General features: G+C 72.7%; 14 protein-coding genes. 10 read left to right on the forward strand and 4 right to left on the reverse strand.

From position 1 onward, the window contains the following. Window positions 1-71 precede the first annotated feature (71 nt). The 7 genes from mshB to ABZV31_RS29645 all read left to right on the forward strand — a co-directional run bounded on the left by mshB (window position 72) and on the right by ABZV31_RS29645 (window position 7,494). A complete protein-coding gene (gene mshB / locus ABZV31_RS29615; protein WP_355899801.1) occupies window positions 72-962 on the forward strand; it encodes an N-acetyl-1-D-myo-inositol-2-amino-2-deoxy-alpha-D-glucopyranoside deacetylase in 891 nt (296 codons plus the stop codon). Further along, window positions 959-1,375 (forward strand): DUF6113 family protein, encoded by a 417-nt coding sequence (locus ABZV31_RS29620; RefSeq protein ID WP_355899803.1) that lies wholly within the window; start codon window positions 959-961, stop codon window positions 1,373-1,375. The genes mshB and ABZV31_RS29620 overlap by 4 nt, the downstream gene beginning before the upstream one ends. A 159-nt stretch (window positions 1,376-1,534) precedes the next feature. Continuing rightward, complete coding sequence (locus ABZV31_RS29625; RefSeq protein WP_355899805.1) at window positions 1,535-3,817, forward strand: hypothetical protein; 2,283 nt, start codon at window positions 1,535-1,537, stop codon at window positions 3,815-3,817. Window positions 3,818-4,026: 209 nt separating this feature from the next. Beyond that, window positions 4,027-4,956: an ABC transporter ATP-binding protein gene (locus ABZV31_RS29630; protein WP_355899807.1), complete on the forward strand. Its 930-nt coding sequence runs from the start codon at window positions 4,027-4,029 to the stop codon at window positions 4,954-4,956. After that, window positions 4,953-5,693, forward strand: coding sequence for an ABC transporter permease (locus tag ABZV31_RS29635; protein ID WP_355899809.1), 741 nt, complete (start codon window positions 4,953-4,955; stop codon window positions 5,691-5,693). The genes ABZV31_RS29630 and ABZV31_RS29635 overlap by 4 nt, the downstream gene beginning before the upstream one ends. Before the next feature lie 5 nt (window positions 5,694-5,698). Then, the gene (locus tag ABZV31_RS29640; protein WP_355899828.1) at window positions 5,699-6,883 is read left to right on the forward strand and encodes a histidine kinase; all 1,185 of its coding nucleotides are present in this window, start codon (window positions 5,699-5,701) and stop codon (window positions 6,881-6,883) included. After that, on the forward strand, window positions 6,880-7,494 hold the full coding sequence (locus tag ABZV31_RS29645; RefSeq protein ID WP_355899810.1) for a response regulator transcription factor: 615 nt from the start codon (window positions 6,880-6,882) through the stop codon (window positions 7,492-7,494). Before ABZV31_RS29640 ends, ABZV31_RS29645 begins: the two co-directional genes overlap by 4 nt. 17 nt (window positions 7,495-7,511) lie before the next feature. Here the strand turns inward: ABZV31_RS29645 and ABZV31_RS29650 are convergent, their stop codons facing one another. Beyond that, the gene (locus ABZV31_RS29650; RefSeq protein WP_355899812.1) at window positions 7,512-8,363 is read right to left on the reverse strand and encodes a transglutaminase-like domain-containing protein; all 852 of its coding nucleotides are present in this window, start codon (window positions 8,361-8,363) and stop codon (window positions 7,512-7,514) included. Between the two features lie 32 nt (window positions 8,364-8,395). After that, the gene (locus ABZV31_RS29655; RefSeq protein WP_355899814.1) at window positions 8,396-9,421 is read right to left on the reverse strand and encodes a GNAT family N-acetyltransferase; all 1,026 of its coding nucleotides are present in this window, start codon (window positions 9,419-9,421) and stop codon (window positions 8,396-8,398) included. 140 nt (window positions 9,422-9,561) lie between these two features. Between ABZV31_RS29655 and fdxA the strand changes: the two genes are divergently transcribed. Both fdxA and ABZV31_RS29665 read left to right on the forward strand, forming a co-directional pair. After that, on the forward strand, window positions 9,562-9,882 hold the full coding sequence (fdxA, locus tag ABZV31_RS29660) for a ferredoxin (RefSeq protein ID WP_355899816.1): 321 nt from the start codon (window positions 9,562-9,564) through the stop codon (window positions 9,880-9,882). Between the two features lie 113 nt (window positions 9,883-9,995). After that, a complete protein-coding gene (locus ABZV31_RS29665) occupies window positions 9,996-11,141 on the forward strand; it encodes a bifunctional succinyldiaminopimelate transaminase/glutamate-prephenate aminotransferase (protein WP_355899817.1) in 1,146 nt (381 codons plus the stop codon). A 103-nt stretch (window positions 11,142-11,244) separates the two neighbouring features. Here ABZV31_RS29665 and ABZV31_RS29670 read toward each other — a convergent pair whose 3' ends face one another. Beyond that, on the reverse strand, window positions 11,245-11,679 hold the full coding sequence (locus ABZV31_RS29670) for an ATP-binding protein (RefSeq protein WP_355899818.1): 435 nt from the start codon (window positions 11,677-11,679) through the stop codon (window positions 11,245-11,247). 318 nt (window positions 11,680-11,997) lie between these two features. After that, window positions 11,998-12,999, reverse strand: coding sequence for a heavy metal transporter (locus ABZV31_RS29675; protein WP_355899820.1), 1,002 nt, complete (start codon window positions 12,997-12,999; stop codon window positions 11,998-12,000). Between the two features lie 94 nt (window positions 13,000-13,093). Here ABZV31_RS29675 and dapE point away from each other — a divergent pair, with 94 nt between their 5' ends. Next, entirely contained in the window at window positions 13,094-14,173 is a 1,080-nt protein-coding gene (gene dapE, locus ABZV31_RS29680) for a succinyl-diaminopimelate desuccinylase (protein WP_355899822.1), read from the forward strand. Window positions 14,174-14,452: the final 279 nt, after the last annotated feature.

Here is a 14,452-nt window from a genome sequence, read left to right on the forward strand (position 1 = left end):
TCGACGACAGGGTGTGACAGGCGGTCGGGGAGGTGGCGGGGGGAGCGCGGGCGCCTCGTAGGGTGGGACCCATGACGGAACTGCCCGCCCGGCGTCTGCTGCTGGTGCACGCGCACCCGGACGACGAGTCGATCAACAACGGCGCGACCATGGCCCGGTACGCGGCCGAGGGCGCCCGGGTGACCCTGGTCACCTGCACCCTCGGCGAGCGGGGCGAGGTCATGCCGCCCGAGCTCCGGCACCTGACCGGCGCTGCACTGGGCGCCCACCGGCGGCAGGAGCTCGCCGCCGCCATGCGCGAGCTGGGGGTCGAGGACTTCCGTCTGCTCGGGGGCGCCGGCAGATACCAGGATTCCGGGATGATGGGCCTTCCCGACAACGACGACCTGGACTGCCTGTGGCAGGCCGACGTCGACGCGGCCGCCGAGCACCTCGTCGCGGTGATCCGCGAGGTGCGCCCCCAGGTCCTCGTCACCTACGACGACAACGGCGGCTACGGCCACCCCGACCACATCCAGGCCCACCGCATCGCGATGCGCGCCGCCGACCTGGCCGCCGACGCCGCCGTCCGCCCCGACCTGGGCGAGCCCTGGCGGATCGCCAAGGTCTACTGGAACCGCGTACCGCGCTCCGTCGCCGAGGACGCCTTCGCCCGGCTCCAGGAGGACTTGCCCCGCCTGCCCTTCGCCAAGACGGCCACCGTCGACGACGTTCCCGGCGTCGTGGCCGACGAGCGGATCACCACCGAGGTCGACGGCACCGCCCACGCCGCTGCCAAGGCCGCCGCGATGCGGGCGCACGCCACCCAGATCGAGGTGGCCGAGCCGTACTTCGTCCTCTCCAACCAGCTCGCGCAGCCGATCTTCACGACCGAGTACTACGAGCTGGTGCGCGGGGAACGCGCCGGGGAGGCCGGGGAGAAGGAGACCGACCTGTTCGCCGGGACCGAGGAGACGTCATGAGCTCGGCAGACCGGGGCTCCCTGCTGGCCCAGCCCCTGCAGCGACCCTCCGCCGGGCGGATCACCGCCTACCTGGGGCTCTTCCTGCTCGGCGCGGCGGTCGGCGCCTCCGGGGCGCTGGTGCAGGCGGGGTGGTTCCCCGGCGGGCTGCTGCTCGCCCTCGCGGGCGCCGCCGGGCTCTTCCTGGGCGGCGCGCGGGCCGCCGGCAGCCGGGGCGGGGCCGTGGCGCCCGCCGCCGGCTGGGTGGTCGCCGTCGTTCTGCTCACCGCCAGCCGTCCCGAAGGGGACTTCCTCTTCGCCGCGGGCGGCGGCTCCTATCTCTTCCTGCTCGGCGGCATGGCCGTGGCTGTGATCTGTGCCACCTTGGGTCAGGGGCGGCAACCGGGTGGCGGCGACGTCCGACTTGGCAAGTGACGTACCACTTCTCCCTACCGCGCGCGTGCGGGTCCGGTGTGGGTTTCCCCAGCGGTCATGGGATACGCGCCAGAGGTGGCCAGTATGGTGGTGCGCGCCGCCGAGCCGCCCGAGGAGTGAGGTCGTGTCGGGCGGCGGAGCCAACCGGGAGAACCTGCCTTGAGTCGTGAAACTGACACTCCGTCCTCCGGGCCCAACGGGCGCGGCGGAGCCGCCTACCCCTCAGGGACGCCGCCGTACGGCATCCCGGCGGTGTCCGACGACGGTGCGGACGCGGGCCGTCCGTCCGCGCAGCCGGAGGGACGCAAGACCGAGACCACGCTGACGACCCGGATCCGGATCAACATCCCCGGGTCCCGGCCGATCCCGCCCGTCGTCGTGCGCAAGCCCGTCACCGAGGTTGAGGGCGCGGGCACGGGCGTGGGCGAGGACACCGGCGGCGACCCGCAGGCGTCGGCCGCCGGAACGTCCACCGGTACCGTCGAGCCGCCCGCCGAGCCCGCGGCCCCGGCCGAGGAGAAGGCGACCAGTGACTGGTTCGCGCCCCGCAAGTCCCCGGCGAGCAAGGGCGGTCAGGGCGGCGGCTCCACCAACGGCGCCGGGCTGCCCGGCGGTTCGGGCACGCCCGCGGCCGGGTCCGGCGCCGGTGCTTCCGGCGCCGGCGCTTCCGGCGGTACGCGACCGGGCGCCGGCCGCCCCGGTGGCGTGGTCGGCTCCATGAGCGTGCCGGGCGGCTCCCGGCCCGGCGGTGCGAACGGCTCCCGGCCCGGGGGCGCCTCCCGCCCCGGCGGTACCAACGGCGCCGGGCTGCCCGGTGCCACCGGTGGCCCCGTCGCGCCCGGCCACAGCGGCGGCACCGGCTCCTTCGACGTGACCGAGGCCCTGGCGGCGGGCCCGCTCGGAGGCAGCTCCCGCTCCGGCGGCGAGCCGCGCCGGGACGAGCTGCCGTACTTCTCGGAGAACGGACGCGGCGACCAGAACGGTCAGAACGGTCAGACCGGTCAGACCGGTCAGCACGGGCAGCACGGGCAGGGTGCTTACGGCGGTCAGGGCGGGCAGGGCGGCCCGAGCAGCCCCAGCGGCTTCAACGGGCCGGGCGCCCACGGCGGACCGGGCGGTCCCCAGCGCCCCGCCGGACCGACCGGCGGTCCGGTCACCGGGGACGGCCCGCTGGTGCCGCCCGTCGGCGGCGGGCCCGCGCCTGCTCCGGGCGGCGCTCCCGGTGCGCACGGCGCGCGTCCCGGCGGCGGTCTGAGCGACGACACCGCGATCCTCACTCCGCAGAAGCCGGCCCCCGAGCCGGGCACTCCCGGCTACGGCACCCCGCCGGACAACGTCTCCGGACACACCCTCACCAGCGGCATCCCCGTCGTGACGCCCGGCGCGGGCTCGCCGTTCGGGGCGGGAGCCGGCAGCGGCGGACCGGTCCCGCACACGTCTCCGAAGCTGCCCGCGCCCAGCACGCAGAGCACCGCCGCCGCGCCCAGGAAGAAGAAGGGCCGCAGCAAGCTGGCACTGCTCGGCGGCGGCCTGATCGCGATCGTCGGTCTCGCCTACGGCGCCGGACTGCTGATGAACCACTCCGACGTGCCCAAGGGCACCACCGTGCTCGGCGTCGACATCGGCGGCGGCACCCGCGACGACGCGGTCAAGAAGCTCGACGACGCCTTCGGCGGCCGGGTGAACACGCCGCTGAAGCTGTCGGTCGACGGCAAGACCGTCACGCTCAAGCCGGACCAGGCCGGGCTCCAGTTCGACACCCAGGCCACGGCCAGCGCGGCGGCGAAGAGCGACTACAACCCCGTCTCCGTGATCGGCTCGCTGTTCGGCAACCACCGGGTGGTCGAGCCGGACATGCCGGTCGACGAGGAGAAGTTGCAGGTCGCCCTGCAGAACGCCTCGGGCGGAGCCGGGTCGATGACCGAGGGCACCATCAAGTTCGAGTCCGGCAAGGCCGTCCCCGTGTACGGCAAGGCGGGCAAGGGCATAGACGTCGCCCAGTCGACCCGGGCGGTCGAGCAGGCGTACCGCACCCAGGTGGAGACGGGCACGACCACGCCGGTGCAACTGCCCACCACCACGCGTCAGCCGACGGTCTCCAACGCGGAGGTCGACCGGATGATGAAGAAGTTCGCCGAGCCGGCGATGTCCGGGCTCGTGACGGTACGGACCGACGCCGCGCACACGGTGTCGTTCAGCCCTGAGCGCTCGATCTACAAGTTCCTGAGCGTACGCGCGGTCAACGGCAAGCTGGTCGAGCACTACGATCTCGACGTCCTCAAGCAGCTGTACGGGAGCGCCTTCGACGGGGTCATGATCGCCAGGGGCAATGGCAGCAAGAAGCCGGTCACTCCGCAGGACGTGGCTTCGGCTCTGCAGCAGGCCCTGCGGGGCAGGACTCCCGCCCAGCGAGTCGTCACCATTTCGACGAACCCGCAGTAGGAGACGGGGCGCACGCGCGCTCGGCGAGGGTGTGCCTCGCCTGTTGAGACGGTCCGGGCTCGAGCCGGCAGCGCCGGTCGGCGAGGGGGCACGCGGAGATCACCGGGTGCCCCCTCGCCATGTCACCCCGCGCCCATGACATCTGTCATCCGGCAGTCAGGACCGCCGACACTGCCGGGCGCCCCGGCCCCGCGGCCAGGATGGGGGTCATGACAACGACAGCGGAGACCACCACCACGGCCACGGTGGTGGGGTTCGACCAGGTGACCAAGAGCTACGGGAACGTGCGGGCCGTGGACGGGCTGACGCTCGCCCTGCACCCGGGGGAGACCGTGGCCCTGCTGGGCCCCAACGGCGCCGGCAAGTCGACTACCCTCGACCTGCTGCTCGGCCTCAAGCACGCCGACAGCGGAACGGTCAGTGTCTTCGGCACCAGCCCCCGGGAGGCGATCGTCGCCGGGCGCGTGGGCGCCATGCTGCAGAGCGGCGGCCTGATGGAGGAGGTCACCGTCGCCGAACTGGTGAAGCTCGCCTGCGACCTGCACCCCAAGCGGTACAAGGTCGACGACGTGCTAGCCCGCGCCGGCATCTCCCAGATCGCCGACCGCAAGGTCAACAAGCTTTCCGGCGGCCAGGCCCAGCGCGTCCGCTTCGCCCTCGCCACCGCCGGCGACAGCGACCTGATCGTCCTGGACGAGCCGACCACCGGCATGGACGTCTCCGCCCGCCAGGCCTTCTGGGCCACCATGCGCGAACAGGCCGACCAGGGCCGCACGGTGCTGTTCGCCACCCACTACCTGGAGGAGGCGGACGCGATCGCCGACCGGGTGCTCGTGCTGCACCGGGGACGGCTGCTGGCCGACGGCACCGCCGCCGAGATCAAGGCGAAGGCCGGCGCCCGCCGCGTCTCCTTCGATCTGGAGGGCCCCATCGACGAGACGGCCCTGCGCGCCCTGCCCTTCCTGAACTCGATCGACATCTCCGGCCAGACCGTCCGCATCCAGTCCTCCGACGCCGACGCGACCGTCCACGCCCTGTACGGACTCGGCGTCTACCCCCGCAACCTCGAAGTCGCCGGGCTCGGTCTCGAGCAGGCGTTCGTCGCCATCACCGAGGCCGAGGAGGCCAAGCAGTCGTGAACAGCCTGATCAAGCTGGAACTCGCCCGCGCCCTGCGCAACCGCAAGTTCCTCTTCTTCTCCGTGCTCTACCCCTCGATCCTGTTCCTGATCGTCGCCGGCAAGGCCGACAGCGTGACCAAGGTCGACGGCACCGACCTGACCATCCCGACGTACATGATGGTCTCCATGGCCTCCTTCGGCGCCCTGACCGCCGTGCTCATGGGCAACAGCGAGCGCATCGCCAAGGAGCGCGAGAGCGGCTGGGTGAGGCAGCTGCGGCTGACCACCCTGCCGGGGCGCGGCTACGTCCTCGCCAAGACCGCCAGTGCCGCCGTCGTCAGCCTGCCCTCCATCGTCGTTGTCTTCGTGGTCGCCGCCGCCGTCAAGCACGTCCGGCTGGACGCCTGGCAGTGGCTCGCCCTCACCGGCGCCATCTGGGCCGGCAGCCTCGTCTTCGCCGCGCTCGGCGTCGCCCTCGGCTACCTGGCGACCGGTGACGCGGTCCGCCCGATCACCATGATCATCTACTTCGGCCTGTCGATGCTCGGCGGCCTGTGGATGCCGGCGACCACCTTCCCGCAGTGGCTGCAGGACATCGCCAAGTGGCTGCCCACGCACGCATACGCTGCTCTGGGGCAGGCGATCGAACAGAGTCAGGCCCCGCACGTGAAGGACATCGCCATCCTCGCCGTCTTCTTCGCCCTGTTCGCGGGCGGCGCGGCGTGGCTGTACCGGAAGGACACGCTGAAGGCGTGAGCGCCATGACCGAGGACCAGCTGCCCGACCAGGAACGCCTGATGCGCATGGGGGAGTCGCCCAGCAACCGGCGCGAGCTGCTGCGCAAGCTGGTGTGGATCGGCGTCTGGCTGGTCTTCCTCAGCGCCCCGGTGCACGACCTGGCCGCCGGCCACCACACGCTCGCCGGCACCGCGGCAGGGTGGACGGGCCTGGCGGCCTTCGTCGGGCTCTACCTGGCGCTGGTCTTCCGGAACATGGGCAGACCGTTCTCCCGGCCCCTCGTCGTCGGCCTCATAGTCGCCCTCGGCGTGCTGGCCGTCGTGCTGTGCCTCACGCTCGGCCCGGCCTGGCTCGGTCTGTTCTGCTACGTCTCCGTCGCCTGCGGGGCGACCCTCCCGGTGCGGGCGGCGTACTGGGCGGTGCCGGCTACGGGCGCCGTGATGATGCTGGTCGGCCTGCGCACCGACGCGGAGGAGGCACGGAACCTGGTCCTGCTGGTGCTGCTCATCGGCTTCGCGATGATAGGCGTGGGCCAACTGGTCCGCACCACCATCGAGTTGCGTCGGGCCCGCGCCACCGTCGCCCAGCTCGCGGCGAACGAGGAGCGGCTGCGGCTCGCCCGGGATCTGCACGACCTCCTCGGCCACTCGCTGTCCCTGATCACGCTGAAGAGCGAGCTCGCCGGCCGGATGCTCCCCGACCACCCCGACAAGGCGGCCCAGCAGGTCGCCGACATCGAACAGGTCAGCCGCCAGGCCCTCGTCGACGTACGCGAGGCCGTCAGCGGCTACCGGCGTCCGCGGCTGTCCGCCGAGCTCGCCGGCGCCCAGGTCGCGTTGACGGCTGCCGGGGTCAGCGCCGAACTGCCCGCCGAACCGGACCTGACCGGCGTCCCCGAGGAGAGCGAGTCCGCCCTCGCCTGGGTGCTGCGTGAGGCGGTCACCAACGTCGTACGGCACAGCGGCGCCCAGCGCTGCGTGGTGGGGCTGGTGCGCCGCCAGACCCTGGACGGGCCGATGCTCGAACTGTCCGTGGAGGACAACGGCTCGGGCGGCTCCGGAAGCGGACCCGGCAACGGCCTGACCGGGCTGACCGAACGCCTGGAAAAGGCGGGCGGGATGCTGGAGGCGGGCCGGGTCAGGCACGGCTTCCGGCTCGTCGCCCGCGTGCCCGCCGCCACTCCGGTGAACGTAGGATCCCGGGCATGAGCAGCACGATCAAGGTCCTCCTGGCCGAGGACCAGTCGATGGTCCGCGAGGCGCTGGCCGCCCTGCTCGGCCTCGAGGACGACATCGAGGTCGTCGCCCAGGTGGCGCGCGGGGACGAGGTCCTGGCGGCGGCCCGCGCGCACGACGTCGACGTGGCCCTGCTCGACATCGAGATGCCGGGCTGCACCGGCATCGAGGCCGCCGCGCAGCTCCACAAGGAGCTGCCCGCCCTCAAGCTGGTCGTCCTCACCACCTTCGGCCGCCCCGGCTACCTGCGCAGCGCCATGGAGGCCGGCGCCGACGCCTTCTTGGTCAAGGACGCCCCCGCCGCCCAACTCGCCGAAGCGGTACGGAAGGTCCTCGCGGGCGAGCGCGTCATCGACCCCACCCTGGCCGCCGCGGCCCTGGCCGAGGGCGCCAACCCGCTCACCGACCGCGAACGCGAGGTCCTGCGCGCGGCAGCCGACGGCTCCACCAATGCGGAACTGGCAGCGGCCCTCCATCTGTCCCAGGGCACGGTCCGCAACTACCTCTCGACGGCGATCCAGAAGCTCGCGGTGCGCAACAGGACGGAGGCGGTACGGATCGCCCGGGAGAAGGGCTGGTTGTAGGACGCCCGGCCCGCGGGTCAGTTGAGCATCGCCCGTGCCGAGTGTGCCTGCTGTCGTACCCACTTGGCCGCCGGCTCGTCCACCGCCGCCACTACGTCGGCGTACGCCTCCAGTTCCGCGGCCCCCTTGACGAAGTCACCGCGCTGAACGAGCAGCTGGGCCCGCTCGTACCGCAACCGCGCCGGATGCGACGGCAGCAGCAGCGACAGCTCGACCGCCCACAACGCCACATCCGACCGCTCGGGCCGCGCGGCCGCCCACGCCCGGATGTTGTTCAGGACCCGCAGCACGACGTCCAGCGGATCCGCCGGCGTCAACATCGACGGATGCAACGGCGCCCCCGTCGCCCCCACGACCAGCAGCTCGGCGTCCGATCCCGTGAGCACCCGCCCCCCGTCGAACGGGTCGGCCAGCACCTGCTCCTCCGCGGCCCCGAACCCGACCACGAAGTGCCCCGGCAGCGCGACCCCGTACACCGGCGCCCCCGCCCTGCGCGCGACCTCCAACCACACCACCGACAGCAGAATGGGCAGCCCGCGCCGCCGCCGCAGCACCTCGTGCAGCAGCGAGGACTCCAGACGCTGGTAGTCCGCGGCCCAGCCGCGGAACCCGCACCGGTCGCCGAGCAGCTCGCACAGCGCCACCGCCCAGGCGCGCGGCCCGCCCGGCCGGTACGGCAGCTGCCCCGCCAGCCGGTCCAGCTCCACCTGCGCCGCGTCCATGCCCGCCTCGTCCAGCGTCCCGTCGGCCTCGGCACCCACCAGCAGGCACAGCGTCGACAGGTCGGGCCGCTCGGACCGCGCCTCTTCGGCGAACCGCCGGCGCAGCTCGGCGGACCGTTCGGGCGGTGGGGGATACGGGGGACGCATACCAGGCTCGTGCCCTTCCACGGCGATCGGTACTACCGGCCGGCGCCGGGCGTTCCCGGCTCCGTCCCCGGCTCGCGGTAGTGGTGGTACGCATGGTGCGCCGCGAAACCCATCCCGGCGTACAGCGCCCGGGCCCCGGCATTGTCGGTCTCGACCTGCAGCCAGGCCGCGGATGCCCCCTCGGCGAGGGCCTGCCGGGCGAGCGCGGCCATCACGGCGGTGGCCAGCCCCCGCCGCCGCTGCGCCGGATCCACCTCGACCGCCGCGAAACCGGCCCACCGCCCGTCGACGACACACCGCCCGATCGCGGCGGGCGCACCCCCGGCCTCCCCGGGAACCGTCGCGAACCACACCGAGGGCCCGCTGCCCAACACCTTCAGGGCCACCTCGCTCAGCCCCTTGCGCTGATAGCGCGCCAGCCACGCCTCGTCGGCCTCCCGGGACAGCACGACCCCGGAGCCCTCGGCCCGGTCGGCGACCGGCGCCAGGCCGCCGATCCACAGCTCGGCGGTCACCTCGCGCACCCAGCCCCGCCGCTCCAGCTCCGCGCACAGCAGCTCCTGCGCGCCCTCGGCGCCAGTCGCGGTCTGGACGTACGCGGGCAGGCCGCGGTCGCCGTACCAGCGCCGTACGGCGGCGAGCGCCTCGTCGAGCGGCAGGCCGGGGTCGCCGAGCGGCAGCACCGAATTGGCCCGCCGCGTGAATCCGGCGGCGGCCCGCAGCTCCCATTCGCCCAGCCGCTCGCTCTCCACCGGCCGCCAGGCCCGCCCGGCGACACGCGCGAGCTCCTCGTACGAGGCGGCGGGGCCCCGGCGCCGCGCCGGCGCGGACGGCACGACCTTGCCCGCGACCAGCGAGGATTCCGGAATCCGGACGGTCTCACCGCCCTTCCGTGTGATCAGCAGCACACTGTTGTCCCATGATGTGAGAACACCCACCGTGTCGGTGAATTTCTCACCCGGTGTTCCAGGTTCGCTCAAGCGCCGTACGGAGACCCGTTTACCCACGTCAGCAGTGGTGATACGGACCTTGAGGCGCCCCGTCGCAGAGATTTCCACAGGTCAGTCCACCCCTCCTGTTCGGATCATGCCCAGGAACGGAGATACTAGGGGCGGGCATCGACGACGCCGCGCTCCCGCGCGCCAGGCGGCGGAGCCTGAGGAGGCCCGCCAGCGCCCTATCGAGGAGGAACGACAGCGTGACCTACGTCATCGCGCAGCCTTGTGTCGACGTCAAGGACAAGGCGTGCATCGAGGAGTGCCCGGTCGACTGCATCTACGAGGGCCAGCGGTCCTTGTACATCCACCCGGACGAATGCGTCGACTGCGGAGCCTGTGAGCCGGTCTGCCCGGTCGAGGCGATCTTCTACGAGGACGACGTGCCGGAGGAGTGGAAGGACTACTACAAGGCCAACGTCGAATTCTTTGACGAGCTGGGCTCGCCGGGCGGCGCCAGCAAGCTGGGGCTGATCGAGCGCGACCACCCCATCATCGCCGCGTTGCCGCCGCAGGGCGAGTAACCCGTAAGCGGCCCGCAACCCGCGCCGCCTCGGTCCCGTACGGCCTGATCGCCTTCGATCGGTGCCGCACGGGACCGAGGCGTTTGCCGTACCAGAAAGTGAGCCTGATCCCCGTGTCCGCAGTCTCCGACCCCCCTCCCGTCGCCCACCACCACCCTTCCAAGGAGTCGCTTCGCGAGCGCCTTCCCACCTTCCCCTGGGACAAGCTGGAGCCGTACAAGAAGACGGCCGCAGCCCACCCGGACGGCATCGTCGACCTGTCCGTCGGCACCCCGGTCGACCCGGTCCCCGAGCTGATCCAGAAGGCGCTGATCGCCGCGGCCGATTCTCCGGGCTACCCGACCGTCTGGGGCACGCCCGAACTGCGCGACGCGATCACCGGCTGGGTCGAGCGCCGCCTCGGCGCCAAGAACGTCACCCACCGCCACGTCCTGCCGATCGTCGGCTCCAAGGAACTGGTCGCCTGGCTCCCCACCCAGTTGGGCCTCGGCCCCGGCGACAAGGTCGCCCACCCCCGCCTGGCCTACCCGACCTACGAGGTGGGGGCGCGCCTGGCCCGCGCCGACCACGTGGTCTACGACGACCCGACGGACCTGGACCCCACGAACCTGAAGCTCCTCTGGCTCAACTCCCCGTCCAACCCGACGGGCAAGGTGCTGAGCAAGGAGGACCTGACCCGCATCGTGGCGTGGGCCCGCGAGCACGGTGTGCTGATCTTCTCGGACGAGTGCTACCTCGAGCTGGGCTGGGAGGCGGACCCGGTCTCGGTCCTGCACCCCGACGTGAACGGCGGCTCCTACGACGGCATCGTCTCGGTCCACTCCCTCTCCAAGCGCTCCAACCTCGCCGGCTACCGCGCCGCCTTCCTGGCCGGCGACCCGGCCGTCCTGGGCCCCCTCCGGGAGATCCGCAAGCACGGCGGCATGATGACGTCGGCCCCCACGCAGGCGGCGGTCGTGGCGGCCCTGGGCGACGACGCCCACGTCCGCGAGCAGAGGGAGCGGTACGCGTCCCGTCGTGCGGCCCTGCGCGAGGCCCTGCTGAACCACGGCTTCCGCATCGAACACAGCGAGGCCAGCCTCTACCTGTGGGCCACCCGGGACGAGTCCTGCTGGGACACGGTGGCCCACCTGGCGGAACGCGGCATCCTGGTGGCCCCGGGCGACTTCTACGGCCCGGCGGGCGAGAAGTTCGTACGCGTGGCCCTGACGGCGACGGACGAGAGGGTACGGGCGGCGGTGGTGCGCCTGGCGGAGTAGGGGCCGGCCGACGGGACACACAAAGCGACGGGGCCCAGGAAACCCCTGGACCCCGTCGCCGTGCACGCGAGTCGCAGCGAACCGTCAGCCGTTCAGCCGGCGCTCAGCCACCCAGCGGCCGGGACTGCGTCGGCAGCCCGCCCTTCGTCAGCGAGTCCGTCGGCAGCCCGCCCTTCGTCGCCGTCCTGGCGGTGTCACCGAGGACGTCCCCGGCCGCCCCGGTCGTGTCCCCGGCCGCCTTCTGCGCAGCCGGCGTCGCCTTCTTCGCCAGCTTGCCGCCGGTCTTGCCCGCGGCCGGCACCGCCTTCTCGACGGCCTTGCCGCCGGTGTCGCCCGCGACCCCGGTGAGGTGCCGCGCCGTGCCGTCGACGGTGCTGCCGACACTCGCCCCGTCCAGGGCGGTCAGCCCGGCGAGGTTCGGGGTGGCCGGCAGCTCGGGGGCCGCGCTGGCCGAGCCGGCCGCACCGACCCCGGCAGCCGCTCCCGCAGCGACGAGCAGCGCGGCACGGGCGATCCGGCGGGTCAGGGGGAGGGACATAGTGCTCCTTCGACAAGAGAGAACGGTGAAGTGTCCGACCGTGCCGGCAGCTGACCGACCGGGCTCGGACGCAGTGACTACCGCTCGAAGCCCGCGAAGGTTGCGGCAGGCCAACGTAAAGAGTTGGCAATGTGTCGCATTATCGCCTGCGGATAAAGACGGGCAAAGAACACCCGGCGGGAAAGTCTGCCGAATCCTTACGGCCCTTTGTTTTCAAGGGTTTCGGCGACTGTGCGGGTGACGGCGCGAAAACCTGCCCACACCGCCGGTCGAAGGCGCCGCGCATAACCCTGAAGGGTGAAGATCCGTACGTCCGTACTACCGCGCGGTGACGATCCGGACCGCGCCCGTGTCCTCCTCGGCCCCGCGGGTACCCTGCCCCCCGGTCGCACGCCACGTGCTGTCGGTGATCCCGGCGGTCCACTCCCGCCCGGCGTACGAGACCCGTGCTATGTGCAGCGCGGAGGCGTTGGCCACCGCCCAGTGCGCCAGCTGCCAGCCGCGCTGCCGCACGCTGCGTGCCGCGGCGGCGCCGGTGCCGGCGGGCACGGGCAGCGTCACGGTCCGCCCGCTGCCGCCGGAGGTCTCGGTCGCCGCGGGCGTCGGCGACGAGCCGCCGCTCACCTCCGCGCCGGCCTCCTGCACCACGTCCCGCCCGAAGTCCCGCCCGAAGTCCCGCCCGAAGTCCCGTACGACTGCCGCCCGTACCGCGTCCGGGCCCGTGGTCCGGTTGGCGCCCGGGCGTCCCTCGCAGGTCAGCGTGGCCGCGGCGCGCCCGGTGAGGGCGGCGGCGAGCAGGGTGGCGTCCGGCTCGTGCTTGGCGTACGCCTGCGGGTAGCCGCTGCGCTGCACGCGCTGTGCGGCCACGGTGAGCGGCAGCCGCGTGTAGCCGGGCACCTTGGCCAGATGCTCGTAAAAGACGCCCGCCGCGTACGTCGGGTCCATGATCTCCTTCGGCGTGCCCCAGCCCTGCGAGGGCCGCTGCTGGAACAGGCCCAGCGAGTCCCGGTCGCCGTGCCGGATGTTGCGCAGCCCCGACTCCTGCAGGGCGGTGGCCAGCGCTATGGTCACGGCCCGCTCGGGCATGCCGCGCCCGGTGCCGACGGCCGCGATCGTCGCCGCGTTCACCGCCTGTTCCGGCGTGAACTCGTACGACGCGCCGTCGCCCTTGCCGGAGACGACCTTGCAGCCCGGGGCTCCCGTGCCACCCGTGAGGTACTGCACCGTGAGGTAGCCCGCGAGCGCGAGCAGGACCACGAAGGCCGCCCCGATCCGGAGGAGGCGGCCGCGACGCTTGGTGGTGGGGGACGGCTCTGGCACGCGTACAAGGTACTGGAGGCTCCTGGGACCGCTGAGCCGGGTGTGGACAATGTGTGGCAGCCCACGGCCGGTTCGGCGCGTTAGGGTCGACGCCATGGCCGATACCCCGCTTGACCTCACGCTGGACGCCGCGCGGCTCACCGCGCAGCTCGTCGACTTCCCCTCCGAGAGCGGGAGCGAGAAGCCGCTCGCCGACGCGATCGAGGCCGCGCTGCGCGCCCTGCCCCACCTGACGGTCGACCGCTTCGGCAACAACGTCGTCGCCCGGACGAACCTGGGCCGGCCCGAGCGCGTGATCCTGGCGGGCCACATCGACACGGTGCCGATCGCGGACAACGTCCCCTCGCGGCTGGACGAGGACGGGGTCCTGTGGGGCTGCGGCACCTGCGACATGAAGTCCGGCGTGGCGGTGCAGCTGCGCATCGCCGCCACGGTCCCGGCCCCGAACCGCGACCTGACCTTCGTCTTCTACGACAACGAGGAGGTCGAGGCCGAGCTGAACGGCCTCAAGCACGTCGCCGAGGCGTACCCGGAATGGCTGGAGGGCGACTTCGCGGTCCTGCTGGAACCCTCCGACGGCCAGGTGGAGGGCGGCTGCCAGGGAACCCTGCGGGTGCTGCTGAAGACCACGGGCGAGCGGGCCCACTCGGCGCGCGGCTGGATGGGCTCGAACGCCATTCACGCGGCCGCGCCGATCCTGCAGCGGCTGGCGGAGTACCAGCCGCGGTACCCGGTGATCGACGGCCTGGAGTACCGGGAGGGCCTCAACGCGGTGGGCATCTCCGGGGGAGTGGCCGGGAACGTCATCCCAGACGAATGCGTCGTCACCGTCAACTTCCGCTACGCGCCGGACCGTACGGAGGAGGAGGCCATCGCCCACGTCCGGGAGGTCTTCGCGGACTGCGGGGTGGAGGAGTTCGTGGTGGACGACCTGAGCGGCGGCGCGCTGCCGGGGCTGAACCACCCGGCCGCGGCGGCGTTCATCGAGGCGGTCGGCGGCACCCCGCAGCCGAAGTACGGCTGGACGGACGTGTCGCGCTTCTCGGCGCTGGGCATCCCGGCGGTCAACTACGGGCCCGGCAACCCGCACTTGGCGCACAAGCGGGACGAACGCGTGGAGACGGCGAAGATCCTCGCGGGCGAGGAGCGCCTGAGAGCCTGGCTGACGAGCTGACGAGCTGACGAGCTGACGAGCTGACGAGCTGACGGTTGCCATGAGGTGCCGTCCGGTACCGCATGGCGCTTCACGGCGGACATGCTCAGGTCCCCCGTCCGTAACCCGCCTAGATCTACGCTGAGGAGGAACGACCCTTCCCCAGGCTCTCGGCTTCTCCCCCCACTCCCGACTTCGCTCGAGCGGGGGGGGGGGCCACATGAGCAGGGGAGACCCCGATGCGGAGGGAGCGCACATGGCTACCGGCAACCCCGAGGGCAAGAAGCGGCTACCGGAGGA

The sequence above is a fragment of the Streptomyces sp. NPDC005202 genome, from assembly GCF_040608235.1.
GTDB lineage: Bacteria > Actinomycetota > Actinomycetes > Streptomycetales > Streptomycetaceae > Streptomyces.

Bases quoted from the DNA above. Each gene is read 5' to 3' on its own strand.
- ABZV31_RS29670 (WP_355899818.1), bottom strand. From the start codon at position 11,679: ATGTCCCTCCCCCTGACCCGCCGGATCGCCCGTGCCGCGCTGCTCGTC.
- ABZV31_RS29640 (WP_355899828.1), top strand. From the start codon at position 5,699: ATGACCGAGGACCAGCTGCCCGACCAGGAACGCCTGATGCGCATGGGG.
- ABZV31_RS29630 (WP_355899807.1), top strand. From the start codon at position 4,027: ATGACAACGACAGCGGAGACCACCACCACGGCCACGGTGGTGGGGTTC.
- ABZV31_RS29645 (WP_355899810.1), top strand. From the start codon at position 6,880: ATGAGCAGCACGATCAAGGTCCTCCTGGCCGAGGACCAGTCGATGGTC.
- mshB (WP_355899801.1), top strand. From the start codon at position 72: ATGACGGAACTGCCCGCCCGGCGTCTGCTGCTGGTGCACGCGCACCCG.
- ABZV31_RS29650 (WP_355899812.1), bottom strand. From the start codon at position 8,363: ATGCGTCCCCCGTATCCCCCACCGCCCGAACGGTCCGCCGAGCTGCGC.
- dapE (WP_355899822.1), top strand. From the start codon at position 13,094: ATGGCCGATACCCCGCTTGACCTCACGCTGGACGCCGCGCGGCTCACC.
- ABZV31_RS29620 (WP_355899803.1), top strand. From the start codon at position 959: ATGAGCTCGGCAGACCGGGGCTCCCTGCTGGCCCAGCCCCTGCAGCGA.